Source organism: Chitinophaga jiangningensis, from assembly GCF_900142605.1.
Taxonomy (GTDB): domain Bacteria; phylum Bacteroidota; class Bacteroidia; order Chitinophagales; family Chitinophagaceae; genus Chitinophaga; species Chitinophaga jiangningensis.
On record NZ_FRBL01000009.1, the window covers coordinates 368,565 to 394,923 of the forward strand.

Here is a 26,359-nt window from a genome sequence, read left to right on the forward strand (position 1 = left end):
GGGATTATGACGATTAAAGAAAAACAGGAAGAGGTAATAGACGATTTTTCCTTTATGGAAAACTGGGAGGATAAATATGAATATATTATCCAGCTTGGAAAAGAACTGCCCCTCATTCCGGAGCAATTCAAAACAGACGATAACCTGATCAAAGGCTGCCAGTCCCGCGTGTGGCTGCACACCGAACTCAAAGACGGCAAGCTCTTTTTCTCGGCCGATTCAGATGCTGTCATCACCAAAGGCCTCGTAAGCCTGATGATTTCCGTACTCTCCGGCCATACACCTAAAGAAATCGCTGAGGCAGAAATATTTTTTATAGACGCCATCGGCTTGAGCAGCCATCTCTCTCCCACCCGCTCCAACGGCCTGCTGAGTATGCTCAAACAGATGAAACTTTATTCCGTAGCCTACCAGGCTAAAAATAATTAGTCATGAGTGAAGTAACCTTAAGAGATCAGATCGAAGAACAACTCCGTACCGTATATGACCCGGAAATTCCGGTGAATATCTGGGAACTCGGACTGGTATATGCTATTAAGATCAACGATGATAACGCCGTAAACATCGACATGACACTTACCGCACCCGGTTGCCCTGTGGCGGGAGATATCATCCGCGAAGTGGAAGAAAAGGTGCGCAACCTGGAATCCGTTACGGATGTACATGTGCACCTCACCTTTGATCCGCCATGGACCAAGGAAATGATGAGTGAAGAAGCAAAGCTGGAACTGGGGTTCCTCTAAAATATTACAAAGACTGATACGGAGGTGTCAGTCTTTTTTTTGCCCCGGACTTCCTCCGGGCCTGCGGCCCGGAGGAAGTCCGGGAGATGTGGGCGCCGCGGCGCCCACATCTCCCGGAAAACAAAAACCTGCACACGGCCATAAATTCCCGCGCACTACTACGGCCGACGCGTAATTCGTATAGGCAGCACCGGCAGTATATCCCCAACTTCGAAAACACATAGCCCTAACAATGGCGCCGAAGGTGACATTGGCATTCGCTCAACTCAAAAAAGCATCTCCCTCCAAAAAGCCTCCTGCGCGCAGCGCAGCACCCTCCAATGGCACCGAAGGTGACATTGGCTCTCGCTAAGATCAAAAAACATCTCCCACAAAAAGCACCCTGCGCGCAGCGCAGCACTCCTCCAATGGCACCGAAGGTGACATTGGCACCCGCTAAGATCAAAAAACACCCCACTTTTTTATAAATGCCACTGATATTTAGCTTTTTATTTTTCGATTTTATTTAATTTGTGCCGGAATTGCAAACAGAAACCACATTATTCACTTTTTAAAAATCCGCCCTTAGCGGAACCAGGCAGAGAATACCACTAAACTGAATCCATTTAAACCTTATGCCATATACAGCGGAAACGACACAACCAATAATTGAAAGGCTGAGAAAAAGGTTCCACCATGCCAATGAAACCACGATCGTGTCGATCCATCTGTTCCTGACAGGCGCACAAACTTCCGTACCGGTACTCAACACACCTGACGAAACAGCCATGGCAGGCTACTTTATCCCCCTGCTGCAACTGCCCGATCAATGGAATGACAACGACCGACTGGTGCTTCAGTTACTATCCGATCCACAGGTATGGGAGCAAAATGAGCATGATTTCCTGACGCATATCGTCCCTATGCTGGATATGCCAGGCAGCTCCTCCTCTATCGTACAGCGATTCAGTACATTCACTCACTTCCTGCAGCAACAGGGCTACAGCCCTGAAAAAATAGGCTCCATGCTGATCCGTTATTCCAACTACGGCGAAAACATGGACCTGCTACCGCTGAAATTTTCGCCCCTGCGGAAATTCCTGCAAGACCTGCTCAGAAGTACCGATGCACACGCTATCCAACCATACCTGCAAAGGTGGTATCAACTTAACTGGAACTCCCTGTTTTTCAGGTTACTGGCCAAAAGCCATCCGGACCTGGAACTCCCTTACCTTGAAAAAAAGCTTTCAGGCCCTGTCCCGGGCTATTTAAACAGCGATCTGGCCAACGCCTTATTGCAAAACAACTTTGCCAAGTACGAGCCGCTATTGCTCCAAACAGGCAATCCGGCTGCCGCCCCCGTGGCTATGCAGCTGGGCGTTCAACTGGCACTTACCAATTACCAGCCGGACACCTACCAGGCCAACCTGCTGCCCCTGTTCCGGCAATACCTGCAGGAATTTTCCCAGGCACCCGTTGCCACCGAAGGCTACGCCAGCAGCATCCTGCAGGCTGATACCACGGGCAACTACCCGCTCAGCCTCATCGCGCTGCACGGTTTGCTGCAACACAATGCCGCCGAAGGTATGGATTACCTCCTCCAGTTCGTCCGTGAACAAAGGGAAATACATCCTGCCTGCTTCGAAATACTGGGCCAGCGCCTCCAGCAACAGGCCGTACCTATCCTGATGGAAGCACTGGAAAAAGGCTACGACATTAAATTACTGCTGCCGGTAATGGAACATGTCGAATCCACCCAATACTTCGAACAATTATGGCCTTACACCCTGCACAAGCTGAAGTCGGTGCGTATGGCCGTAGCCGTTATACTCGCAAAAGACCCGGACGCCTATACGAAAGCGGCCGAACTACTGCAACATAAAAAAGCCGAGCAACGCCTCACCGCCACACTCATCCTCTGCAGCATCAATACGCCGGAAGCACGCCAGCTGATCAGGGAAACCCTGCACAACGAAATCAACGACGATGCCCGCGACCTGATGCTGGAAACACTGGGTAACCTCATCCACTACGAGGCTGATATGGAAACGGTAAACCACCTCATCGCCTCCGCCAGAAGCAGGTATAAACTCAACCGCCCGCTGGAAAAATGGATGGACGACCAGTCCCTCCCGCTGCTGTGGACGAAAGACGGCGAACAGCTTCCGCTGGAAGCCACCCGCTTTCTGCTCTATCGTATGTCGCGCATCACCGAAATGGGCGCCGACGTAGAGGCGAAACCGTTATTAAAGCTGCTGGACCCGAAGCGCAACGACGACTTTGCCATGGGCCTGTTCAACATGTACGAGCAGCACGAAGGCGATACCCGCCTGAAGTTCCTGCTGGCAACAGCTGCCCTCACCGGTCATAATAAACTCGCTGCCGCCCTCCAGGCCAACATTGGCAGCTGGATCAACGAGCGCCGCCCACGCCAGGCAGAACACGCCCTCGCGGCAATGGCCCTGCAGGCGAATAGTAAGTCGCTCCAGATAGTAGAATACTACGGTAAAAAATATACCACCCGCCGCGTACTACTCGGCGCCGCCGCCAGGAATGCACTGGTACGCGCTGCGGCCGAACTGGACCTCACTTTCCACGAGCTGGGCGACAAAGCCGTGCCCGACCTGGAATTTGAAGGCAGGTATAAACCTTTTGAGATGAATGGCGATACCTGGAAGGGTTTTGTAGATAATAACTTCCGCATCGCCTACCTCAACCGCAAAGGCAAAAGGCCCAAAACGCCTCCAACCGCAGCTTCCAGGGAAACGAAGAAATTCTTTAAGGAACTGCAGAAACAACTGCCCGCCATGGCAGCCAAACAGGCGGACCGCCTGCAGCAGTTCCTTGTGAACCAGCGCAGCTGGAAAGCAGCCCAATGGCTGGAACTTTTCCTCCACAACCCATTGATGTTTGTATTTGCCAACAGACTCATCTGGGCAGTGTACGATGAAGAAAACCAGCTGATGACCAGCTTCCGCTGCACAGAGGATTCCAGACTCATCACCATCAGCGGTGCTGCCATTGAGCTGCCACCCTTTGCCAGCGTGCGTTTACTGCATCCGCTGCAAATGGATGCCCAGGCCATGCAACAATGGAAAGAGCACCTGGCAGCCAATAACATCATCCCGGCTTTTGAACAGCTGGATCGCCAGGTTACCACCCTGCAGCCGGAGCAAGCGCTGCAAACAGTGATGGGCGACTTTGAAGATATCGCCGCTGACATGGAAGTGATGCAACAGCACCTGCTCAGCAGAGGCTGGCAGCCGCAAACAAATGAAGAAGGCGTGGCCCATACCTGGTATAAGTCCAACGACATACAACAGGTAGAAGCCCGCATCGCCACCTATAATATTTACCAGGAGTCAGGTATCCGCTGCAAGCTCGGCAACCTGTATTTCACCAGGCAGCTTACTACAGCACAGATCAGCAGCGCGGTTACCGCGCCTGCTGACGTGCTGCAGCTTTGCAAAGTGCCGCCGGTATTCTATTCAGAGGCAGTAACCGATATTGCCATGTCGAGGGTAAAAATGGAACTGGTGTAATAATCCAGGCATTACCGGGATTTTATTCGTAATTTTTCCAGCATTGGAAACGCAATAAAATCCACTTATGCAAACAATTTTTCAGCGGCTGGCAGCACTCAGCATCCTGCTTGGTGCCACCATCCAGCTCTACGCAGTGAACATTATTCCAATGCCGGCGGAAGTAAAAGAAAACGGCACCATTTTTACCCTCTCCCCCAGCACTACTATCTCAGGAAACAGCCCGGCAGAAGCAGCGTATTTACAGGCAGCGCTGGAACAAACGACGGGCCTGCATCTCCCTACTAACGGAAAAGGACAAACGAACAACATCAGGCTGGAAGTAAACAGCAAATTGCTCACACAACTGGGCCAGGAAGGCTATACCCTTCACAGTGATGCCAAAGGCGTGCTGATACGTGCCGCTACCGCCGGCGGCGTATTTTATGGCGTGCAGTCGATGAGACAACTGGTTGCCACTAACGGTAACGTACATACGATAACTGGAGTGGACATTACCGACAAACCCCGCTTTGGCTGGCGCTCCTTCATGCTGGATGAAGCCAGGCACTTTCAGGGTACAGCAGCAGTGAAACAATTGCTGGAGGAGATGTCGGTGCTGAAGATGAACACCTTCCACTGGCACTTAACAGACGATCAGGGCTGGCGCATAGAGATCAAAAAGTACCCGTTACTGGCGCAGGTGGGCAGTCACCGCGACTCCTCACAAACAGCCTTTAACAGTAAAGTATACCGCGTGGTAAAGCATGAAGGCTTTTATACGCAGGAGCAGATCAGGGATATTATTCAATACGCTGCCGCCAGGCACATTACCATTGTTCCGGAAATAGAAATGCCCGGGCATGCCAGCGCCGCCATAGCAGCCTATCCCTGGCTGGGCACGCGTCATGAACAGATTGCAGTGCCTGCGCAATTTGGCGTGCATTACAACGTGTTTAATGTAACCGATCCTAAAGTAATTACTTTCCTGCAGGATGTATTGCAGGAAGTGATGGGATTATTTCCGTCGAGAGTGATTCATATTGGTGGGGATGAAGTAAAGTATGATCAATGGAAAGCGGATTCCGGGGTGGTGCGTTATATGCGTGCGCATCAGCTCAATTCTCCCGCCGATCTACAGATTGCTTTTACCAATAGTATTTCCAATTTCCTGGCCGGTAGAAACCGCCGCATGATGGGCTGGAACGAGATTATGGGTATCAAGCTGCATGAGTATAATGATGCAAAAGATGTTGCCGGCAAGGAAAAGCTGGCGCCCGGTACCATTGTACAGTTCTGGAAGGGCGACCTGTCACTGATCCGCGATGCGGTTTCAAAAGGTTATGACGTGGTCAATTCCTATCACTCATTTACTTACCTGGATTACGATTTCAAGTTGGATAAAGCATATAGTTTCGATCCTGTTCCAAACGGACTGGAATCGCAATACGAAAATAAAATTCTGGGCAGCGGCTGCCAGATGTGGGGCGAGTTTTTACCGGATGTGAAAACCATGACCAGCAGGGTGTTTCCACGCCTGGCAGCTTATGCAGAAGCCGGCTGGACCAGCACCGGTAACAAAGATTATGAGCGGTTTAAAAAGGGGCTGCCGTTCTTTTATGAGCGCTGGGAAAAAGCAGGGATTATTTTTCAGCGGCAATAAATATTTTCAGCAGAACATTGCTGTAGAAGGGCCGGAACTAAAGGTTCCGGCCTTTTCTTTATTTACTAGCGAAAAAAAGCAACTTAACCGCCCCGTATTGTTGGGGATACTCCACACCAACGAATCGTCCTAAAACCGCCACCAGTGGTGCAAATCCGTTACTTTCAGGCAGTTATAAGATTGGCGAAATGAGGCATTGAATTCAGCATGAAATTGGAATTAGTTTGATTGAACCATTCATAAAATTTTATGAGGAACCTACCCGCAACAATCGGATTGATGATGGTATTATTTATCGCTGCATTTTTTATCCGTAGGGATGACCATCAGGTGGATGCGCAAACCATGCCGGGTTTAACAGCAACATGGCAGGATACGTTTCCGCCCAAACCAAGGCCAGACACTGGTAAATGGCCACAGCACCATCCTAAGAAGGATAAGAAACATGACCGTGATACTACAGGTAAAAGAAGAGATACCCTGGGCATCAGGCAATAGCAACCCATCATTAATTAGTAAAGCAGAACGCCGCATCAGACATACTGATGCGGCGTTCATTTTTCCATTACCTCCTGGTTAAACGATTAGCCATCACTCAAGGCGTGTAGGTAATAGCACTTCCGTACAGCACATTGGATACAGCAGAAAATAAAGTCGCTTTATTAGTGCTCGTCAGATTATACCACAGGTAGATACCATAGCCGTTGTTCTTGGTTTGGTTCGCCAGGTTAACGCAGGTACTCTGGCTGGTGCTCATGATATTTACAGCAGCCGGACCTAAATTAGCCTTGGTTAAACCTGCCACATTAGGCACGGAGTAAGTGCCGTAGATGGCATTCCAGCTGTAGTTTACAAAGTCGCCCGCCTTTTTGCCGCCATAAGATAATCTGCTAGCGGCCGGACCGTAATAATAGAAAGAAATAATCTTGGAAGGCATCAGCGTACGCAGTTCTTCCAGCAGAAATACGAAAGAGCTGTCGTTTGGCTGCGGCAAACCATTGTTACCATAATCTGCATACTCATCGTCGAAATCAATCCCATCCAGGTTGTAGTAGGAAACAGTGTCTGCCAGTTGCTGGGCAAAGTCATGCGCTTTGGCCCTGCTTGTAAAGTTACAGAAGCCCGCCCCCTGGTGGTTTCCCAGGATAGAGAGCAGTACTTTCATTCCCTTGTTTTGCAAAGGAACAATCTGGGTAGCCCTGTTTACCAATACATTGCTTACCTGCGGATTGTTGTACAGGTAGGCTTTGCTGGTAGTGGTGTTGTAATTGATATTGGCCGCAAAGATGATGGCAATATCAAAGAGCTGCTGACCGCCGGTGGTCAGCGTATATTTCCCGGCATTCAACATACTGTTGCTGTTGACCTCTACATACACTACAGATTTACCGCCTGCTTTGGTAACTGTTTCTGTTTTGGGAGTGGAACTGGTGGCAGGTGTGGCGGCATCTTTTCTGCAAGAAGCAAAACTAATCGCTGCAACGGCTGTAATGACCAGCATTACATGCTGCACGGCGTGGAATCTGGATGTCATGTTACTACTTTTGAAGGTTTAAGAAAACAATAAAAAATAAAGGGTCGGATCGTGGAATGGGCTATGGGTCTGACAGTGTTGCTAAATCATTCCGACCAGAAAATAATGGAATGCTCATTGAATATAGGGAAAAATCCAGATTTTCACTAAAACGTTTAAGCACAGTACTGCAAAGGATTTGAAGGCTGTTTAGCAGAGGAGTTACAACGCTGGCTGGGATTGCCCGCAGCGGGTTGCTAAACTTACGGGATCGTACATACGAAATAAGCACCCTGCTTAGCGACGCGTATGTCCGAAGCCCTCTGCCACCGAAGGTGGCAGAGGGCTTCGGAGAAGCAGAGGCCGAAGGCCTCTGCTTCTCCGAAATAGGAAAAACAAGTGCTACCTAAGCATAAAAAAGTCCGGCACCTTGGGTACCGGACTTTAGAAATTACGGGGGGCCGAAGGTCCCCGGGAATTGCTAAATAACTAATACAAATAATTCTGCTCCATATTCGGATTAGCCAGCATCTCGCTCAACGGAATCGGATAACGCACATCCCTTTCCGGATTGCAATTGCGCGTTTCTACCAGCGTAGGCTGCCCCGTCCGCGGATCATTGGCCCCATACACCTGCCCCGTCATCACCGTACCCAGGATCTTCCACCTGCGGATATCGAAGAAACGGGCACCCTCGAAACACAGCTCCGACATGCGTTCCCGACGGATCAGCGCACGCAGGCTCTCCTGCGTATTATATTTGGCTGCATCCACAGCCGGCATGCCTGCACGATTACGGATCTGATTGATGTAAAGCAACACATCAGGATTTTGCCAGTCGCCGGTTTCCACGAGCGACTCCACATAATACAGCAGCACTTCCGCATAACGGATGATCATGTAATCCAGGTTCTTGGTGCTGGCATTACGATCCTTCGGGTCCAGGTATTTATTCACCCAGTAACCGGTGGTAGTAGAAAACTGTGCACCTATTTTATCGGTACCTACATCGCCAAACGGCTGCAGGGTTACACCCTGGTACACCTGCCCCGGCAGCAGCACTGTGGCGGCCAATCGGGGATCACGGTTGTTTTTGTAGTTAGGCGTTTTCCGGTAGATCTCCTGCGAATCGGCAGGCAATTCTCCCAGTGTTTTACCCTGGAGGGTTTCGAAGTTATTCACGACCACGCTCGTGGGCGACACTACTGTCTTCCCCCCTACCCCTGCCGGTGCAAAAGTATTCCATGCCCCGGCACAACCGGCATCCTTGAAAAAGATGCGCTCCTTGTTCAGCTCACCGGCATATAAAAACAACTCGGCATAACTGTTCACCTTCGCATTACTGCTCTTATACAGGGCAAATACACCCTGGTCCATCACCGCTTTGGCATTGGCTTTGGCTACGTCATAGTTACCATAAAACATGGCCAGCTTAGCCATCAGGGCATAACATACACCGGATGAAATACGCCAGGCTTCTTTACTGTCGTAAGAAGCAGGCAAATTAGGTGCGCAGGCCGCCAGCTCGTCCATCACGAATTTATAAACCTCCTCCTCGGTATTTCTTTTCAGGTCATCATCCAGCGGATCTACTGATTTTGTTACAATCGGCAGTCCGCCAAAAAACATCAGCAGCTCCATATGATAGTAGGCACGCATTGCGCGGGCCTCATTTTTATAACGCTGCTTCAGGGTCGAGTCCATAAAGCAACGATCCACATTCTCCAGAAAACGGCAGGCACGGCGGATATCTTTATAATCATCCCGCCACACACCCAAGGCTACATCCCAGTTGCTGTTGGCCAAACCTTTGGCGTAAATTTCATACGACCCACGGGTGTCCTGACGTGCCACTGCCTCGTCGCTCAAAGCAGAAAGGAACATCAGCTGCCGGCCATCGGACCCGCCAGGCAGGCCCGCATATACGGAGCCTAATGCTCCTGTGGCATTGGCTTCTGTTTTCCACCAGCTCTCGTCCGTCACAGAATCCGGATCATCATGCGTCAGAAACTTGGTGCAACTGCCGAACAGTAGCGCAAATAATAATATCCAGGATTTATTGATATGCATGATTGTACTATTTAGAATTGAATGTTTACACCAGCAATAAATGATTTCATAATACCGTACGTCCATTGGTTACCCTGGCTCTCAGGGTCCATCAGCGTCATGTCCGTCAGTGTCCAGATGTTCTGGGCATTCACATAAGCCCTGATACGACTGATACCGGCGCGTTTCAGGCCATCGGTCATAATGTTATAGCCAAGCTGAATGTATTTCAGACGCAGGTAAGCACCGTTTTCAAACCAGAAATCAGAACTGGGTTTGTTGTTGGCCGGTGCGGAATTCAAACGCGGGAAACGGGCATTGGTGCGCTCCGGCGTCCAATAATTGGCCGCATAGTATTTGGTAGGTACGCCCCCATCCTTACTCAGGTCCAGCGGCAATGCCAGCATCCCCTGCAAGTAGCCATCGGAGCTGTTTACGCCTTGCAGCAAAAATTCAAGGTCCAGCTTCTTCCAGCTCAGGTGCACGTTTGCGAAGTAATTCATGGTAGGCAGGTTGCTCCCAATTCTGCGCTGATCACCGGCGTCAATCGCCTTGTTATTGTTCAGGTCGAGGTACTTGATATCCCCCGGCTTAGCGCCTGGCAATACCGGCACCAGCGGATTACCAGCAGCATCAAAATCAGTGGCCTGCAGCAGGCCATCGGTACGATAACCAAACCAGGCATCAATAGGGCCGCCTACTTCATTGATTTTGGTAGTGGTTGCCTCGGTGCCTTCCGCCAGTTTCAGGATACGGTTTTTGTTACCCGTAACACCAGGGCGTACGCTTAAGCTGATGTCCTTCGTGAGTTGTGCATTATAGTTTAATGACACCTCCCATCCCTTGTTGGACACCTCACCGATGTTGAAAGGAATATCATCTTCAAAACCTCCGGTATACGACAGCTGTGGCAGCAGGATCATACCGGTGGTTTTCTTATCGTAGTAATCAGCCACCAGCTCCAGCTTACCGCCAAACAAACCGAGGTCCAGCCCAATATCCAGCATGTTCACCGTTTCCCAACCGATTTCAGGATTACCATTCGTTTGTTCGACCCCGTTACTATTGGAAATAGTAGTCTGGTACAGGTAGAGACCTATACCTTCATTTCCTAATTTGCCGTAGGAAGCACGGAGCTTCATATTACTCACTGCGCTTATGCTTTGCATAAATGGCTCTTTGCTTACATTCCAGCCCACTGCAAAGGATGGGAAGAAACCATATTTTTTAGCGGGGCCAAATTTGGAGCTACCGTCTGCACGGCCTGTCAGTTCCAGCAGGTATTTATCTTTATAGGAATAGTTTGCTTTCGCATAGCCGGACATAATAGACCAGATGCTGAATGTAGTTTTATCATCGGAGCCGGAACCCTGGGAGCTGCCGTTGTTTTCTTCCTGCGAGTAACCACCCATTACAAACAGGTGATGATCGCCTTTGTCCAGCGTATATTCCGCAGTACCACCTAAATAATAGTAGGTGGTACGCGCCAGTTTATTAGAGCGTTGCTGTGTCCAGGTTTGCAGCAGCTGACCCGTATAATAATCCAGGAAATTATAGTTGTCGCGGGTATCGATGGACATATCACTGTTCAGGCGGAAGCTAAACTGCCCGCGCAGGTATAGGTTTGGCAGCACTTCCCAGCGGGGTTGCAGGTTGATACTGCTTTGGCCAAACTCACTTTTCCTGATTCCGCCTTTCTCCGCATATGCGAGCGGGTTCACGATATCGGCAAAGCGACCATAAATTTCAGTACCATATTGGCTTCCGGGGTATTTTGGTAAGATGGTAGGTGGCACACGATATACGTCTTCCAGTATCCGGTTACCGCCGGAACCACTCACCCTGTTGGGCTGCGAGGTATTGCGCTTGATGGCCAGCAGGTCGATATTCACCAGCAGTTTTTTGCTGAGGGTAACAGAAGTATTAGCGCGGATATTGTATTTCCGCTGTTTGGATAAGGGGATCATCCCCTGCTGGTCCTGGTAGTTTACGTTCAGTGCAAAGCGCCCCATGTTATTACCACCACTCACTCCGATGGATTGACTGGTGATCGGAGAATATTTATCGATGATCAGGTCCTGCCAGTTGGTATTGGGATATTTAACCGGATCTACGCCGGCGATGGTATTGGCAATGGCACTATCCGCGTAATAAGGCTGATTGCCGGCATTTACCTGCGCTTCATTATAGAGTTTCATATATTCCCCTGCATCCACCAGGGAGGGCATGAAAGTGGGCGATTGCACGCCGTAATAGCCGTCATACATCACGCTTACTTTACCGGGTACGCCGCGGCGGGTGGTGATCAGGATAACGCCGTTGGCGGCACGTGCACCGTAGCTGGAAGCAGCGGCGGCATCTTTCAGCACTGTTACACTTTCGATGGTGAGCGGGTCGATATGGTTCATATCCATCGGTACACCATCTACGAGTACCAGCGGGTTGGAGTTGTTGAGCGTGCTGATACCGCGGATTTTTACCGTGGCTGCATCGCCCCCGGGCAATCCACTTCCCTGTTGCACCTGCAGGCCGGTAACACCACCCTGCAATGCCTGGGAGATGGTGGTGATCGGCTTGCCGCTCATGGCCGAAGCTACATTCAGCGTGGCTACGGAGCTGGCTATATGTTTTCGTTGCTGCTCCGTGAGGCCGGTTACTACTACCTCATCGAGTTTGGAAACGTTTTCTTTTAAAGCGATGGTGAGGCCGTTGTTCCCATTGCCGGAGCTGTATTCCTGCGGCAGGTAGCCGATCTGGGAAAATACCAGCAATTTATTTTTTGGTACACGCAGGCTGAAATAACCATCCGGATCGGAGGTGGTACCGATGTTGCCGTCTTTTAGTTTTACGGTTACACCCGGCAGTCCCTGTGGCGGTTCATGGGTATCATAGATCCGGCCTTTTACCAGTACCAGGGTATCCTCAGTGGCGTTGCTGCTTTTGCTTTGCCTGGGAGGCATGGCGGCCTTCGGCACAATGGTAACCTGGTTACCTGAAATCGTATAGCCGAGGGAGGTAGACTGTAAGCCTTTGTCGAGTATATCGGTGATGCCTGCGTGCATAAACAGGGTGATATTTCTCGCATCTGCTACCAGGTCATCTTTGTAGAAAAAGCGCCAGGCACTTTGTTCCTGGATTTGTTTGAACAGTTCCGTTACCGGTGCGTTTTTTAGTTTAACGAGCAGCTGCCCGTTCTGCGTGGCCGAAGCCGCCTGTGTTGCGGCAATACACAGGCATAGGAGCAGACTAACGTAGAGTTTTCGCATACATCTATTTTGGATGGTTTAGAAAATAGTGATCCCTTCCGGTTTCTGCGCATAAAACCGGCTGGCAGCAACCGTTACGGCTGCTGATTGGTATTTGATAAAAGCCTATTTATTATTTAATGTTCACCCTTCCATCGGCATACTCACAATGCATGGACGTAGCGTTGGCAATTGTATGCAGCACCACTTCCATCTTATTTTGCAGGTCAAGGTCTCCGGAAAATGTTTCTTTGGCAGCCATCGGGCTGATATCAATTTTTATATTATAGTACCTCGCTAATTTTTTAAGAATTTCATCTAACGTGGTGTGATCTGCCACCAGGTGATGTTCTTTCCAGGCGGTGTAATGGCGGGTGATTACCTGGCTGATTTTCACCGGTTCGTTTGGTTGTAGTTCCGCCAGCTGTCCGGGTTTCAGCAAACTTTCCGCACCACCGGCGGCCAGTAACACGCTACCGCTGCAGAGTACCAGTTGTTGCTTTTCATTTTTGTAAGATGATAAGTTAAACGCTGTTCCAAGTACCCGTACCTCGGCATCTCCGGCGTATACCTTAAACGGATTTGCAGCATTGGCAGCGATCTCGAAATACCCTTCCCCTTCCAGCACTACTTCCCTGTTGTTGTTATTAAAAACCGTAGGATACACCAGTTTAGAACCTGCGTTGAGCCATACGCGTGAGCCATCCGGCAGGGTGATTTGTGCGGTGTGAGCGTAGGGTACCAGTACAGTATTAAAAGTGGCTGCTTTGTTTTGTGCCAGCGTTTCATTGTTCACCTGAAGGGAATCGCCTTGTAAATAGCTGATTACAGCGTTTTGCTGGCTTACCTGCACGCCCTGTTGCTTACCCAGTAATAAGCGTGTAGCCGATAAGGTGTCCGCATCTATATCGGGCATAGCCGCCGCGTAGCGCACGATGGCAGGTACAGGTGTACGGTTGATTTGCAGCCATACCAGCGGTGCCAGCAACACCAGCAATGCGGCGGCTACCTTCCAGCCATGTACTACCAAAAACGGTTGCTTAGCCGGCCGGTTCATATTTTGATGTATGCGGTTCCAGAGCGCCTCCCGCTCGTCCGCGCTCATGCGCTCATTGCCCGCTGCTTTAGCGAGCGCAGCTACGCTGGCTTCAGTACGTTCTGGTGCAGGTTCTTCCTGCTGATCAAATAGGTCCATGTGTGCAATTCCGGCTATAATGAATAAGAGTAGGTAGTGAAAAGAATATAGACTCCGTTTTAAAAATATTTTTTACAGGTGGCGGAAGAACTGGCCAATAATAATGCTGAAGGCAGTAGCAGCCGAGGCGTCCAACGCCTGGCGCATCTGTTTTACCGCCCTGTAGGTAAGGGTTCGACAGGTAGGAACGGATATCTGCATGATAGCCGCTATTTCTTCATAAGATAAATCACAGTGGTATTTCAGGTAAATGATTTCTTTCTGGCGGGCTGGCAGCTGGTTCAGCTGTTTTGCCAGCTGTTGGTACAACTGCTGCTCCTGCTCTGATGCGATGATGACGGCTTGTACGGACTCTGTTTCAAAGTCCACCGAAAATTGCATCATATCCCCCCGGAGACTGGTTCTGGAAGCCTTTTTCAGGGCAGTGTGCAGTTTACGCCGCATGGAGGAAAGCAGGTAATAGCGCACGTTTACCTCTGCGGCAAGGTTGCGGTGCCAGGTATGGAGGTCGATAAAAAGGTCGTGTATACAATCGAGTATGATCTCCTTATCTTTTGTATACCTGTTGGCATAAGCAAACAACAGGTCGGCGTATGCCTCATACAGCATCTTAAATGCAGGTTGCTCTCCTGCAATAATGCTTTTCCACAGCGTGTTTTCGTTTACTACCTGTATATTTTCCAAAACTGATGAAGTTAAAGTGGCAATACCATATAACTGCCGCGTACATTCTTCCGGTTGTTTTTAGCTGATATCCTGCAACTGCCACCTTAGTTGTCAGTTGGGAGATGCCGCGCTGCGCGCGGCGGCCGGAAATTTAAAAGGATTAAAATTACTTATCCTGGCAAAAAGGCTACGTTATGAAATCTTTATCTTCTGGTTGCTGGCTTCCTATCATTGTTTCATTAACAAGATAGGAATTTAGTTTTAGTTGTAATACAGGTAGTAAACTTAATTTTTATTTTTCGAGGGTACCGAAAAGGCCGGTTTTGTAATCTGCAAAGGCCTGTTCAATTTCGGCAGCGGTGTTCATTACAAAATTGTCTTTAGCCGCTATTGGCTCATCTATAGGAGTGGCGGAGAGATATAATATTCGCGTGATCTCTGTGGCCTGCACATGAATATCTGTATTTGGGTCGTCCTTATCGAACACCACCAGGTGATAGCCATCAACGGAAGTGCCGTTTACCAGCAGGTTCCCGTCGATTGCGTAAAGCAATGTCCAGTTACCGGGAGTGGCCTTAAAGGAAAATTCTTTATCTGCATGGATAGTGCCCCAGATGGCCGTGATAGGCGTAAAGTTGGTAAGCGGGCCTGTCTGGCCTTCATAGTCGCCCCCGATCAGGGTCAGGTGTACGCCGTTTTCATCTGCAATGACAGGCATCCTGTCGCCCGTAATATATTGATAATACGGATCACCGAATTTTCGTGCAGCCGGTACATTGAACCAGAGCTGCAGCAGTTCGTAATTCCCTCCTTCCGCCAGGAACTCCGGCGAAGGCCCTTCACTATGCAGGATACCTTTACCGGCAAACATCCACTGCACGTCACCGGCGCTTACTGCCATGGCATTGCCGGCATTATCGCGGTGGTACCCCTGCCCCTGTAACATAAACGTTACCGGTGCAAAGCCGCGGTGCGGATGCGGATGCAGGCGCTCCTCCGGGGAGCCTGCGGGGTAAAATTTAGGAGGCATGTGGTGTACCACAATAAAAGGATTCGCAAACCGGAACTGGGCGGTGGGCAGCGACTGCCGTACCGTTTCTGTTTCGGTAATCTTTTTTTCGCGCCCCTCCAGTACATGCAGGATTTTCTTCTCCATAAACTAACTATTACTTGGTTCTTCTGGTAATACTTTCAGCCGGGCTTTTTCAACAGAACTGCGGAACATCTTCAATATGAGCACTTCGTAGTGATCGATATTTACAATTTCGCCTTCCCGTGGAATATTCCCGTGCACGTAGTTTATTAAACCCGAGAGTGTTTCATAATGTTCGCTCTCCGGCAGCGGTACAGGTAAAAATTCGTTCAGGTCCGCCACATTTTCATGTGCGTGTACGATATAGGTGGTGTCGTCTTTTTTCTCTACAATCGGGGCCTCCTGGTCATGTTCGTCCTGGATGTCGCCTACCAGTTCCTCCAGGATGTCTTCCATGGTCACAATACCTTCGGTATCCCCAAATTCGTTGGTCACTACCGCGATCTGGGTGCGCTGCAGCTGAAAAGTACGCAGCAGGTCTTTAATCTTCATGCTGTCCGGCACATAAAACACCGGCTTCAGGATGGAGTTGATGTCGGTCAGTTTTTTCTCATGCACACCTTTTACCAGGTCTTTGGTGTAGATGATACCTTTCAGGTCATCCAGGGAAGTGCTGTACACCGGGTACCTGGAATAACCGTCTGTGATCACCTGGTTTACCAGCTGGTCAAATGGCAGGGATATGTCGAGGGCGGAAATATCCTTACGGTGGGTGAGAATTTCTTTGACGCGACTATCATCAAAATCGAAAACATTCTGAATCAGCTCTCTCTCTGTTTCTTCAATGGCGCCACCTTCCTGGCTTTCAGAAATGATCAGTTTCAGTTCTTCCTCAGAGTGTATTTCCGACTCGCCGGCAGGCTGTAAGCCAAACAGGCGCAGGATGCTGTTGGCCAGGCCGTTGAGCATCCAGATGAATGGACGGAAAATGATGTATACAAATTTCAGCGGTACCGCTACTGCCAGCGTGGTAGGCAGCGGTTTGCGAATCGCCATGGATTTAGGCGCCAGCTCTCCGAAAACGATGTGCAATACGGTGATGATAAAGAATGCAATAGGAATGGCAATAGCATGTGCCGCGCTGGGCGTAATGCTCATACCGATGCTGGACATGAAATTCAGTACCAGCGTGGTTACTACCGACTCACCTACCCAACCCAAACCAAGGGATGCCAGGGTTATACCCAGCTGGGTGGCGGCCAGGTAGCCGTCCAGGTTATTCAATATATGTTTAGCAGCTTTGGTAGCACGTTTTGAACCGGCGCCACTGCTGTTGATTTGAGATGATCTGACTTTAACTATGGCAAATTCGGCTGCTACGAAAAATCCATTCAGTAAAACGAGTATGATAGTTCCAAGAACTTGTAGAAACATTATGTGGGTAAATTGGTTCGCAAGCCCAAATATAGGCTAAAGAAATCTTATACGTTAATCAATTTTTACCCGTCTCTTCCTGATGTGCTTTTCGAAAGCCAGAACATTTTTTTTCCAGTAGTCTACTATTTTCATAGAGTTTATGTATTTTGTGGAGAAATAGACAGGAAATATACATGGAGAAAGTTATACAATCACCCGCAGCCGCTACCGCCAAAACTGCGCCTATAGAGCCACCAGCAACAGTTCCTACTGCAAAGTTGCCGGCAGGAAGGGCCCGGTTGATCTGGTGGACAGCAGCTGTTTTGTCCCTGGCAATTTTACTCATTACCGCCTGGCTGCAAATACCAGGATTCCGCACCCATGTGGAGGAAGTGCCTGCTACCTTTTATTATTTCCTGATAGCGGGCTTTATTTTTGCCATGATCGACGGCGCTATCGGCATGTCTTATGGTATCACCTCCACTACCTTTTCCCTGTCAATGGGCATTCCACCCGCCTCTGCCAGTACGGCCGTACATATTTCGGAAATCCTCAGCAACGGGATTGCAGGCTGGATGCACTTTAAAATGGGGAACGTCAACAAGAAGCTGTTTAAAATGCTGATTATTCCGGGTATCACCGGCGCTGTAATTGGTGCTTACCTGCTTTCCTCCCTTGAACACTACTCTACCTACACCAAACCGGTGGTTTCGTTATATACTTTCATTCTCGGTGCCATCATCCTGAAACGTGCGATTAATATCAAACGCAAAGCCAGCGCTGGTGAGTCGCATAAAAAAATCAAACGCATCGGCATCCTGGGCTTCTTCGGAGGCTTTATTGATGCGATTGGCGGCGGTGGCTGGGGTTCTATCGTGCTGTCGTCCCTGATTGCCGGTGGTCGTCACCCTCGTTTTTCATTAGGTACGGTAAAAGCCTGCCGCTTTTTCATTGCCATGCTGAGCTCCCTCACCTTTGTAACGGTATTATCCCATGTACACTGGGATGCAGTAGTAGGGCTGGTAGTGGGCAGTGCGATCGCTTCCCCAATTGCGGCACGCGTATCCAATAAAATTTCAGCTAAAACTATTATGCTGGCAGTATCGGTAATCGTAATGCTCGCCAGTGTGAAGAGTATCTATGGGTTTATATTAAAAATGCTGTAGGTATTTAAAACTCTGTTACAAGCCTGTTTGCCCTGAGGGTGACAGGCTTGTTTTGTTCGTACTGGACCCAGGCATACACCACCATTTGGATACGGTCATCAAAAGGCTTGGCAGGCAGGTAATTATCGTCGATATAGACTTTAATTTCCGCGGTTTTATCTTCAAACTTGTATAGTCCCTTGCTGACTTTCCCGGTAATATATCCGATCAGTTGTACCGTGGTGCTGTCGCGATCCAGCTGCCGCGCCTTGCGCAGCACCTCCCCTACAGTTAACTGCTCCTGCGGAGGAATAACAAACGCAACAGTGGTGAATAAAAGGATACTGGTCAGCAGTTGTTTCATGGGAGATGTTACTGGTTTCTCTTGTGTAAACAGCCGGCAAAAAGAAATGTTCACATCACAGCGGTTTCGTACGTCCGTCCCGTTTACTTTGGCATGTTAAGAATTACTCCTAAATTGTAAGCTGAAAATTAATCCTGCATGGGTTTCCTCAAAAATTACAGCCATGTACTATGGCTGCTGGGCGGCATCATCGCCGGTAGTATTCTTGGATTGGTACTGGGCAGCCGCGTAACGGTGCTGAAACCCATCGGTGACATCTTCCTGAACCTCCTGTTTACAGCCATTATTCCACTTGTATTTTTTGCCATTTCCAATGCTATTGCTCAGGTAGATGCTGGTAAAAAGTTAGGTAAAATTCTCGGGGTAATGTCCGTGGTATTCCTCTGCACATTGCTGATAGCGGCTTTTCTGACCATCGTATGTGTATGGATGTTCCCTATTCACCAGGAAGTGGTTTTAACGCATCAGGCGGGGGATATTTCAAATCCCGGCAACATTGGGGCGCAGCTGACCCAGCTGCTGACGGTAGATGAATTTTATGCCTTGCTGTCCCGAAAAAACATGCTGCCTTTCATTATATTTTCTGTAATCACCGGTTTTGCGGCAATGCGTTCCGGCGCTGCCGGCACTGGTTTCCGTCAGTTTCTGCACTCCGGCAATGAAGTGATGAAACAGGTATTGCAGGTAATTATGAAAGCGGCACCCATTGGATTGGGTGCCTACTTTGCTTACCAGGTGGGAACATTGGGGCCTGAACTATTTGGTACCTATGCACACTCACTGGGCATCTACTATGGGTTCGGTGTGGTTTATTTTTTGGTTGGTTTCAGTTTTTACGCTTTTATAGCCGGCGGTTTCAGCGGGGTTAAGCGTTTCTGGAAAAATAATATTGTTCCTTCCCTTACGGCGGTTGGCACCGGCAGCAGCATTGCCACCATCCCAGCCAACCTGGAAGCAGCTCCTCCCATGGGTGTGCCCAATGATATCGCGAGTGTGGTTATACCATTGGGCGCAACACTGCATAAGGATGGTTCCAGTATCAGTTCCATCATTAAAATGGCCGTGGTGTTCGGCATGTACGGCAAGGCGTTCGACAATCCGCAAACCATACTGATGGCGCTGGGTGTAACGGTGATTGCCAGCATTGTGGAAGGAGGTATTCCTAATGGTGGTTACGTAGGTGAGCTGCTGGTGATGAGCGTGTATGGTTTCCCGCCGGAGGCCCTGCCTGCACTAATGATCATTGGCACACTGGTAGATCCGCTGGCTACCATCCTCAACGCCACCGGCGATAATGTAGCAGCTATGCTTACCACCCGCTTCCTGCGTGGTTCCCTGCAGACTACCGATCCGTCCCCCGCTTAATTACTGGCGGCAGAAGCGGTAGCTGCATGGGCAGCCTGTTGCACGGCCAGCTTGTCAAAAGCCTGGCGAAGGTCTTCCAGCAGGTCACCGGTTTCTTCCAAACCAACTGATAAACGGATTAAACTATCACTCACGCCGGCGGCTCTACGTTTTTCATCGGGAATGGATTTATGGGTCATGGCCGCAGGATGCGCTACGAGACTTTTAATCCCTCCCAGACTTTCCGCCAGTTTAAAATATTTGGTGGACGTTACAAATGTGGTGGCGGCGGCGGTAGTGTCTTCCTTTAAAGTAAAGGAGATAATACCACCAAACCCTTTACTCTGGCGTTTTGCCAGCTCATGACCCGGATGGGATTTCAGCCCCGGATAATATACTTTATCTACCAGCGGATGCTGCTCCAGGAACTCCGCCAGTCGCTGCGCATTATCATTGTGCACACGTATGCGCAAAGGCAGGGTTTCAATACCACGGATCAGCAGGAAGCTGTCGAATGGCGACAACACTGCACCACTGGCATTTTGATAGAACTTTATTTCCTGGGCCAACTGCTCCGTTTTGGAAATCACAACACCGGCAATCAGATCGCTATGGCCGCCGAGGTATTTGGTGGCACTGTGCACTACCAGGTCCGCACCCAGTTCCAGCGGCTGCTGCAGGATGGGTGATGCAAACGTATTATCCACGCACAGCAGGATGTTATGCGCTTTGGCAAGTTTTGCCACCGCTTCGATGTCGGAAATTTTCAGGGTCGGATTGGTGGGCGTTTCCAGCCAGATCAAACGAGTAGCCGGAGTAATGGCGTGAAAGATGGTCGACACGTCGGTGGTATCTACATAATTAACCGTGATACCAAATTTTTTGTAGACTTTATCGAATAACCGGAACGCACCCCCGTAGATATCATCCACCGCAATAATTTCGTCGCCGGATTTGAGCAGCTTAATTACCGCATCTATGGCTGCGAGGCCGCTGGCAAAGGCAGATGCGCCAGCACCGCCTTCCAGGCCTGCAATAATTTTTTCAGCTGTTTCGCGGGTGGGATTATTGCTGCGCGCGTAATCGTATCCTTTATTGACACCGGGAGCATCCTGCACAAAGGTGGAGGTTTGGTAGATAGGTACTGCAATAGCGCCGGTTTGAGGATCTACCGGAATTGAATGAATCAGTTGTGTGATAATACTCATGGGAATAAAGTTTTTAAAATGAATAATGGGTTCCTGCGAGGTACTATCAAGTGGGCATACGGGGGCCTGCAGCTGCGTTTCGTTTGCGCACAGGCACAAAAAAAACTCATCTGACAGCCAGATGAGTTTTAATATGTTGATTCCGGAGAATACTGTAAAACTTTGAATCTGACTTATCTTTCCTCCTATTACAGAGGATGGATGCAGCACCTTTCACCGGGTGTGAAGGTTGCTAAGGTATCGACGGGCCATGTCCCTACTCCTTTCTTGATAAGTAACTTCTTAAAGAACTGATGCAAAGATACAGCGGAAAATCAATTCTCCAAATTTATTTCCTACAAAATCAGTAGACTAATCTATTTTTCTGCGGCTACAGTATCCCTGATTCCTTGCTGGTAGCTGATTGGCGTGTAGTTGAAAAATTTTTCAAATTTCCCGGAATTGAAGTGATAGGGGTAATTATTCTGGTACAACATCTCTACGATCTCTTTTACGGTGGTATCAAATATTCCCGTAGCACTCAGCATAAATTTACCGAGGTTGAAATGTTTGGCTTTAACGCCCATGGCGTTGGCGAAAATTTGCACGTAGGCCTTACCGTCCGGCGCAGGTGCGGCGGTGGGCAGGTGCCATACCTGGTTCCAGGATTCGTTATTTTGGGAGAGTAAATACATGCCATGCCCAGCATCAGGTGTATAGGTGTAGCTATGCGGCATATCGTCGCGGCCAATCCACATGGCGGCGCTTTTCTTTTTGAAGCGTTCCATGATCATCAGGTTGAGGAAGCCCGTCTGGTTGGCATGTGGTCCATAGAAATCGGCTGCCCTGGCGATGGTAGCTGTGATGTTACCGGCTTTTACTTCGTCCATCAGCTGGGTGGCAATTTTTGCACGAACGGCGCCTTTCCTGCTGGCAGGGTTATATGGCGTGGATTCGAGCATCTGCCCTTCTACTAACCCATACGAATATACGTTATCGAAAAAAAGGAGTTTGGCGCCATTGGCTTTACAGGCGCGGATCACATTGTTCATGATAGCCGGCCAGGCCACGGACCATATTTTAATATCGTATTTGAGTCCGGCGCAGAGGATAACCACATCTGAGCCCTGCACCGCGCGCAGGGTATCTGCTTCGCTGGTGATATCTGCGGATAGGAGGTCCGTGATGCCATAGATGGATTTTGGGTTGCGGCTAACGAGCCGTACCCGGTGGTTGTTGGCGGTCAGGTGTTTTGCGGTTTCATTGGCGATAACGCCGTTGGCACCGAGGATGGTGTACAAGGGTTGGATAGCGGGTTCCATTGTTTGTGCGTTTGGATAAAAGTAGCAAAAGGATTCGATTCTGTTTTATCTTTTTGCTCATACGGGCGCAAGGATATCCAGCTCACAAAGACTTATTGGGCTTTAGGCGCCTTCGGCGCCAGAGAGCGAACTTTTTTGCTCGCAAAGCAGCCAAGCAGGTAAGCAGCTAAGGCTTGCGTTTTGTTGTTTAAAGAAGGTATATGGAACAAAAAATAATCTTTTGCTGCTTATGCTACTTGGCTGCTTTGTTGTTTAAAGAAGGTAAATGGAACAAAAAATGATCCTTTGCTGCTTATGCTACTTGGCTGCTTTGCGAGCAAAAAAGACCCCGTCTTTTCGTCCGAAGGACGAAAAAGATCAGGGATCCAGCGGATCACGGCTATCCGCCTGCAATGAGTTCAAATCCGGCAGATACGAAATACTCGTTTCACTTACGTTCTGCGGCTTTTTCATAGGCAGGTAACCCAGTTCCTGCCTGCAACGCAGTTCGAATAAGCGGGTGCTGATATAGGTGAGATGCATATTGTCCGACACACAGAGTACGCGTTTATCAACGGGCATTCCGGAGCGATATATGATTCGGTTGGCGTTCCTGATATTAGTAGTGGTATGGCGCGCGTATGGCTCCGCGATGACGGCGTTGGAAGGCATACCCAGGCTGTCGACCAGGTACTTCTTCATTTCCAGCGCTTCTGCAAACGGGGTCAGAAACGGATGCACGTGGCCTCCGGAAACGATAATAAAAGGTGCCTGGCCTTGTTTGTACGCTGCTACACCATATTTACAACGGAGCTTACCGGCATCGCTGATATTGCTTTTATTGCCGGGCCCCGCCCCGAGGATCAGGATGGCAGTGTATTCAAACTTTTTCCAGGGAATGCTTTTCACCCGTGCATAGGCCTCTTTGTTCAGGCTCGACATAGGCTCGTACCTGCCGGCTTCATCGTGGCGGTTGAGGGATAGCAGCGCCAGTGCCAGGTCCAGCGAAGGTTCAAAAAACAAGTTTGTTTTCAGGTCTTCCGACTGAAGTTTATCCAACACACTGTTAACACTGGCGAAGTAGTCGGGCGATTTCACCCAGTAGGCAGCCGAGTCGATGTTGGGATAACGGAAGCCCTTGCCTTTCGTATAGGCGTCAATGATATAGTTCACCCCTTTGGCGGCATCCTGCCAGGCTTGTGTTAAAAAGGCGGTATCACTCATGCGGCTGTACAGTTGAAACAGGCCGCTGTTGCGCATAGCATGAATCAGTGGGCTGAGGGCTTTAGGTTCCTGCCGCAGCAGTTGGTTCAGGCGGTAGCCGATACCTTCCACTTCCTCGTTGGAGAACAGGAAGGGCTGTACCAGTCCGTTAGCATCACTGGTATTTTCATTTACCGGCCCTGCGAGTCGCTCACTAAATTCCGCTGAAATCTTTTGGAGGTAAGGGTCCTGAACAATCACCTTTCGAACGGCAGGCATCTTTTCGATGAGCGTGAACAGGTAAAAATTCCTGTCCTGCACGGCACTCGCACCGGAGAAAAAGCTGTAGTGCGGGTCTGGCGGGGCCATTTGTGCCTGCGAAACAAAGGCCGACAATATTAAGGATATAGTTAATAATCTTCTGAAGTAATGCATAATGCAAGATTACAAGATTTCTTCAATTATAACCTAAGGATTTCAAATTTGTTCAAATCATAATCTAACGAAATTTAATAATACATTAATTACACTAATGCATAAATTACTTATAGCTAAATTACTGCAAAACAATTACTTATCATGAAAATCTAGTTAACTTTCCCCATTTAAAATCCTTAATTTTATCTCTTAAATACGATAGCAGCCAAGCGCCAAACAACCATTCATGCACAATAACCACGAGCGAAAAACATTTGTCCGTTTTGCGGTCCTGATCCTGTTGGTATTGATATTAGTCAGCCTGTTTATGCTCCTGTTTCTCAGGAAGCGGACCTCCCAGCAGCTAAGCCATACTATCCGGGAAATGGGCACTGTAATGGTTACCCCAATGCACCTGGATAAAGCCATGCAATTGCTGTACCGTGCGGACAATCACTTCAGGTTATATACGGTTACCTGGGACAAGCAGTTTTACAGCCGCTACCAGGAGGAGTTAAATGGGCTAAGTGCGGAGCTGGATACGTTACTAACGGACAGTACCAGCAATGGGGCCATTCACCGGTTGCTGGCAGGCAAAGCGGCTAAGATGCAGGTATTTATTGCCTGTCGTGAACAGCTGGATACACTGCTGGCACTGCAACAGGCTTATGTACCGCCAGCTATATCACTGCCGGAGCGGGTAATAGGCCAACTAAACAGGCAGGCAGGCGCCCAAACGGATACGGTGGTGACCACCAGCGAAGTAACTACCCGTAGCAAAAAGAAGTTGTTCGGGAGATTAAAAGACGCCATTGCCAACAAGCCCGCGTTGCAGCAGCAGCGCAGCCAGGTAAATGTGGTACACCATCATCCCGCCGCTAATAAAGCCCAGCTGGAGTATATACAGTCGGCCTACGATCAGCTGTTCAACGATGCCGCCAAAACCAAGCGCAACATGAACCACGCCGAGCAGGACCTGGTAGTGGGCAGCACGCGGATTTTCGCTACACTGGATTCATTATTACAACAGGCACGGGAAAATATACTCGCTGCCGCCACCGAAGAGCGGCAGGCGCAACAAGCTGCCGCCACCGGCGCAGTGCACCGTATCTGGCAGCAGAGCTATTGGGAAATACCGTTGGTGCTGCTGCTGGCAGGCCTGATTGTATACGGTATTATGCGACTATATCGCTACGACCTGGCGCTGCTGCGAAGTCAGCAGCAGGCGGAGCGCCTCGCCCGGCAAAAATCCGAATTTGCCGCCACTATCAGTCATGAGCTGCGCACCCCTATTCACAGCGTACTCGGCTACACCCAGCAGCTGAAGCAGGAATATAAACCTGAAACGGTGTCGGCTATACGCACTGGTGCAGAAATGCTGCTACAGGTGGTTAATAACGTATTGGACTACACGAAGATAGAAACGCATAAATTGGTATTAAAACAGGAAAAGTTTTCGCCAAGGGCTGCCATTGAAGAAGTTTGCAATGCCCTGCTGGTACAGGCGGAGATGAAAAACCTGCAGATGACGGTCAACATCTACTTCCCCACTACCCTGCTGGTGTGTGGCGATGCCTTCCGGCTAAAACAGGTGATTACCAACCTGGTGGCCAATGCCATCAAGTACACTGAAACCGGTGACATTACCATTACCGCTTCCATGCGGCAAACCGATACCAGCGCCCACCTGATGGAAGTGGCGGTAACGGATACGGGTATCGGCATCCACAACCGCGACCTGCCCCAGCTTTTCGATGCCTTTACCCAGGCGGGCACACCGGATGCATCTTTCGTAAAAGCTGCCGGCAGTGGCCTTGGGCTTCATATTGCCAAAAAGATCATCGACCTCCACGAAGGTAAAATCTACGTAAAAAGCATTCACGGTAAAGGCTCTACGTTTTATTTTGAAATTAAATACCCGCCTGTGGAGCATACGCCTGCTACCAGGAAGGTGACGGTGCCGGTAAACGTGGGAGATCTGGAGCGCCACAGCGCCCTCACCCGCATCCTGGTGGTGGAAGACAGTGTGCTGAATCAGAAGTTATTGTCGCTCATGCTGGACCGCATGCAGGTGCACTATAAAGTAGTATCCAATGCCGAGGAGGGCCTCCTGGCATTTGATACCTTCCGCTTTGATATTGTATTAACAGACATTGACCTGCCGGGCATGGACGGGTTAGCCATGGCGCAGGCGATACGGAACTGGCCTGACAAGGAAAAGGCCGCGGTTACCATTATAGCGATTACAGGAAATGTATTGGAAGAGGACCTGGCATTGTACCTCAAATCAGGTTTCAGTGATTATATCATGAAGCCCTATCGTGAGGAGGATATACTTGAAAAGTTACAGCTTTTCGGGATGCCGGTATAGCGGA

At 49.4% G+C, this 26,359-nt stretch carries 19 protein-coding genes and 1 riboswitch; of the genes, 8 read left to right on the forward strand and 11 right to left on the reverse strand.

Going from position 1 to position 26,359, the window contains the following annotated elements; genetic code table 11:
* Positions 1–6: 6 nt before the first annotated feature.
* The 5 genes from BUB18_RS23765 (at position 7) to BUB18_RS23785 (ending at position 6,404) form a co-directional block, all read left to right on the forward strand.
* Positions 7–429: a SufE family protein gene (locus tag BUB18_RS23765; protein WP_073085841.1), complete on the forward strand. Its 423-nt coding sequence runs from the start codon at positions 7–9 to the stop codon at positions 427–429.
* Positions 430–431: 2 nt separating this feature from the next.
* Positions 432–743: a DUF59 domain-containing protein gene (locus BUB18_RS23770; protein WP_073085843.1), complete on the forward strand. Its 312-nt coding sequence runs from the start codon at positions 432–434 to the stop codon at positions 741–743.
* Between the two features lie 614 nt (positions 744–1,357).
* Entirely contained in the window at positions 1,358–4,264 is a 2,907-nt protein-coding gene (locus BUB18_RS23775; RefSeq protein WP_073085845.1) for a DUF4132 domain-containing protein, read from the forward strand.
* 67 nt (positions 4,265–4,331) lie between these two features.
* Complete coding sequence (locus tag BUB18_RS23780; RefSeq protein ID WP_073085847.1) at positions 4,332–5,906, forward strand: beta-N-acetylhexosaminidase; 1,575 nt, start codon at positions 4,332–4,334, stop codon at positions 5,904–5,906.
* Between the two features lie 249 nt (positions 5,907–6,155).
* Positions 6,156–6,404, forward strand: coding sequence for a hypothetical protein (locus BUB18_RS23785; RefSeq protein WP_143160077.1), 249 nt, complete (start codon positions 6,156–6,158; stop codon positions 6,402–6,404).
* Between the two features lie 97 nt (positions 6,405–6,501).
* Here the strand turns inward: BUB18_RS23785 and BUB18_RS23790 are convergent, their stop codons facing one another.
* The 7 genes from BUB18_RS23790 to BUB18_RS23820 form a co-directional block, all read right to left on the reverse strand.
* Positions 6,502–7,440, reverse strand: a complete 939-nt coding sequence (locus BUB18_RS23790; RefSeq protein WP_073085851.1) for an endo-beta-N-acetylglucosaminidase H — start codon at positions 7,438–7,440, stop codon at positions 6,502–6,504.
* A gap of 468 nt (positions 7,441–7,908) precedes the next feature.
* A complete protein-coding gene (locus tag BUB18_RS23795) occupies positions 7,909–9,489 on the reverse strand; it encodes a RagB/SusD family nutrient uptake outer membrane protein (protein ID WP_073085853.1) in 1,581 nt (526 codons plus the stop codon).
* Positions 9,490–9,500: 11 nt separating this feature from the next.
* A complete protein-coding gene (locus BUB18_RS23800) occupies positions 9,501–12,734 on the reverse strand; it encodes a TonB-dependent receptor (RefSeq protein WP_073085855.1) in 3,234 nt (1,077 codons plus the stop codon).
* A 112-nt stretch (positions 12,735–12,846) separates the two neighbouring features.
* The gene (locus tag BUB18_RS23805) at positions 12,847–13,908 is read right to left on the reverse strand and encodes a FecR family protein (RefSeq protein ID WP_073085857.1); all 1,062 of its coding nucleotides are present in this window, start codon (positions 13,906–13,908) and stop codon (positions 12,847–12,849) included.
* Positions 13,909–13,980: 72 nt separating this feature from the next.
* Positions 13,981–14,592, reverse strand: coding sequence for an RNA polymerase sigma factor (locus tag BUB18_RS23810; RefSeq protein WP_073085859.1), 612 nt, complete (start codon positions 14,590–14,592; stop codon positions 13,981–13,983).
* A gap of 274 nt (positions 14,593–14,866) precedes the next feature.
* Positions 14,867–15,730: a pirin family protein gene (locus BUB18_RS23815; RefSeq protein ID WP_073085861.1), complete on the reverse strand. Its 864-nt coding sequence runs from the start codon at positions 15,728–15,730 to the stop codon at positions 14,867–14,869.
* A gap of 3 nt (positions 15,731–15,733) precedes the next feature.
* Positions 15,734–17,041, reverse strand: a complete 1,308-nt coding sequence (locus tag BUB18_RS23820) for a hemolysin family protein (RefSeq protein WP_073085863.1) — start codon at positions 17,039–17,041, stop codon at positions 15,734–15,736.
* Positions 17,042–17,217: 176 nt separating this feature from the next.
* On the opposite strand from BUB18_RS23820, the gene BUB18_RS23825 reads away from it, so the two are divergent.
* Positions 17,218–18,189, forward strand: a complete 972-nt coding sequence (locus BUB18_RS23825) for a sulfite exporter TauE/SafE family protein (RefSeq protein WP_073085865.1) — start codon at positions 17,218–17,220, stop codon at positions 18,187–18,189.
* 4 nt (positions 18,190–18,193) lie between these two features.
* On the opposite strand, the gene BUB18_RS23830 is transcribed toward BUB18_RS23825, so the two are convergent.
* Positions 18,194–18,532, reverse strand: coding sequence for a NirD/YgiW/YdeI family stress tolerance protein (locus BUB18_RS23830; RefSeq protein WP_073085867.1), 339 nt, complete (start codon positions 18,530–18,532; stop codon positions 18,194–18,196).
* Positions 18,533–18,670: 138 nt separating this feature from the next.
* Between BUB18_RS23830 and BUB18_RS23835 the strand changes: the two genes are divergently transcribed.
* On the forward strand, positions 18,671–19,897 hold the full coding sequence (locus tag BUB18_RS23835) for a dicarboxylate/amino acid:cation symporter (protein WP_073085870.1): 1,227 nt from the start codon (positions 18,671–18,673) through the stop codon (positions 19,895–19,897).
* Here the strand turns inward: BUB18_RS23835 and BUB18_RS23840 are convergent.
* The 3 genes from BUB18_RS23840 to BUB18_RS23850 form a co-directional block, all read right to left on the reverse strand.
* Complete coding sequence (locus BUB18_RS23840; protein WP_073085872.1) at positions 19,894–21,084, reverse strand: trans-sulfuration enzyme family protein; 1,191 nt, start codon at positions 21,082–21,084, stop codon at positions 19,894–19,896. The genes BUB18_RS23835 and BUB18_RS23840 overlap by 4 nt on opposite strands.
* A gap of 170 nt (positions 21,085–21,254) precedes the next feature.
* Positions 21,255–21,361, reverse strand: a riboswitch (SAM riboswitch).
* 79 nt (positions 21,362–21,440) lie between these two features.
* Positions 21,441–22,385: an NAD-dependent epimerase/dehydratase family protein gene (locus BUB18_RS23845; RefSeq protein WP_073085874.1), complete on the reverse strand. Its 945-nt coding sequence runs from the start codon at positions 22,383–22,385 to the stop codon at positions 21,441–21,443.
* Between the two features lie 357 nt (positions 22,386–22,742).
* Positions 22,743–24,002 (reverse strand): YdcF family protein, encoded by a 1,260-nt coding sequence (locus BUB18_RS23850; protein ID WP_083550677.1) that lies wholly within the window; start codon positions 24,000–24,002, stop codon positions 22,743–22,745.
* A 229-nt stretch (positions 24,003–24,231) separates the two neighbouring features.
* Here BUB18_RS23850 and BUB18_RS23855 point away from each other — a divergent pair, with 229 nt between their 5' ends.
* Positions 24,232–26,355, forward strand: a complete 2,124-nt coding sequence (locus tag BUB18_RS23855) for an ATP-binding protein (protein ID WP_073085878.1) — start codon at positions 24,232–24,234, stop codon at positions 26,353–26,355.
* Positions 26,356–26,359 lie beyond the last annotated feature (4 nt).

Excerpts from the sequence above, each read along its gene's own strand:
- BUB18_RS23765 (WP_073085841.1), top strand. The coding sequence starts at position 7 with ATGACGATTAAAGAAAAACAGGAAGAGGTAATAGACGATTTTTCCTTT.
- BUB18_RS23770 (WP_073085843.1), top strand. The coding sequence starts at position 432 with ATGAGTGAAGTAACCTTAAGAGATCAGATCGAAGAACAACTCCGTACC.
- BUB18_RS23775 (WP_073085845.1), top strand. The coding sequence starts at position 1,358 with ATGCCATATACAGCGGAAACGACACAACCAATAATTGAAAGGCTGAGA.
- BUB18_RS23780 (WP_073085847.1), top strand. The coding sequence starts at position 4,332 with ATGCAAACAATTTTTCAGCGGCTGGCAGCACTCAGCATCCTGCTTGGT.
- BUB18_RS23785 (WP_143160077.1), top strand. The coding sequence starts at position 6,156 with ATGAGGAACCTACCCGCAACAATCGGATTGATGATGGTATTATTTATC.
- BUB18_RS23790 (WP_073085851.1), bottom strand. The coding sequence starts at position 7,440 with ATGACATCCAGATTCCACGCCGTGCAGCATGTAATGCTGGTCATTACA.
- BUB18_RS23795 (WP_073085853.1), bottom strand. The coding sequence starts at position 9,489 with ATGCATATCAATAAATCCTGGATATTATTATTTGCGCTACTGTTCGGC.
- BUB18_RS23800 (WP_073085855.1), bottom strand. The coding sequence starts at position 12,734 with ATGCGAAAACTCTACGTTAGTCTGCTCCTATGCCTGTGTATTGCCGCA.
- BUB18_RS23805 (WP_073085857.1), bottom strand. The coding sequence starts at position 13,908 with ATGGACCTATTTGATCAGCAGGAAGAACCTGCACCAGAACGTACTGAA.
- BUB18_RS23815 (WP_073085861.1), bottom strand. The coding sequence starts at position 15,730 with ATGGAGAAGAAAATCCTGCATGTACTGGAGGGGCGCGAAAAAAAGATT.
- BUB18_RS23820 (WP_073085863.1), bottom strand. The coding sequence starts at position 17,041 with ATGTTTCTACAAGTTCTTGGAACTATCATACTCGTTTTACTGAATGGA.
- BUB18_RS23825 (WP_073085865.1), top strand. The coding sequence starts at position 17,218 with ATGGAGAAAGTTATACAATCACCCGCAGCCGCTACCGCCAAAACTGCG.
- BUB18_RS23830 (WP_073085867.1), bottom strand. The coding sequence starts at position 18,532 with ATGAAACAACTGCTGACCAGTATCCTTTTATTCACCACTGTTGCGTTT.
- BUB18_RS23835 (WP_073085870.1), top strand. The coding sequence starts at position 18,671 with ATGGGTTTCCTCAAAAATTACAGCCATGTACTATGGCTGCTGGGCGGC.
- BUB18_RS23840 (WP_073085872.1), bottom strand. The coding sequence starts at position 21,084 with ATGAGTATTATCACACAACTGATTCATTCAATTCCGGTAGATCCTCAA.
- BUB18_RS23845 (WP_073085874.1), bottom strand. The coding sequence starts at position 22,385 with ATGGAACCCGCTATCCAACCCTTGTACACCATCCTCGGTGCCAACGGC.
- BUB18_RS23850 (WP_083550677.1), bottom strand. The coding sequence starts at position 24,002 with ATGCATTACTTCAGAAGATTATTAACTATATCCTTAATATTGTCGGCC.
- BUB18_RS23855 (WP_073085878.1), top strand. The coding sequence starts at position 24,232 with ATGCACAATAACCACGAGCGAAAAACATTTGTCCGTTTTGCGGTCCTG.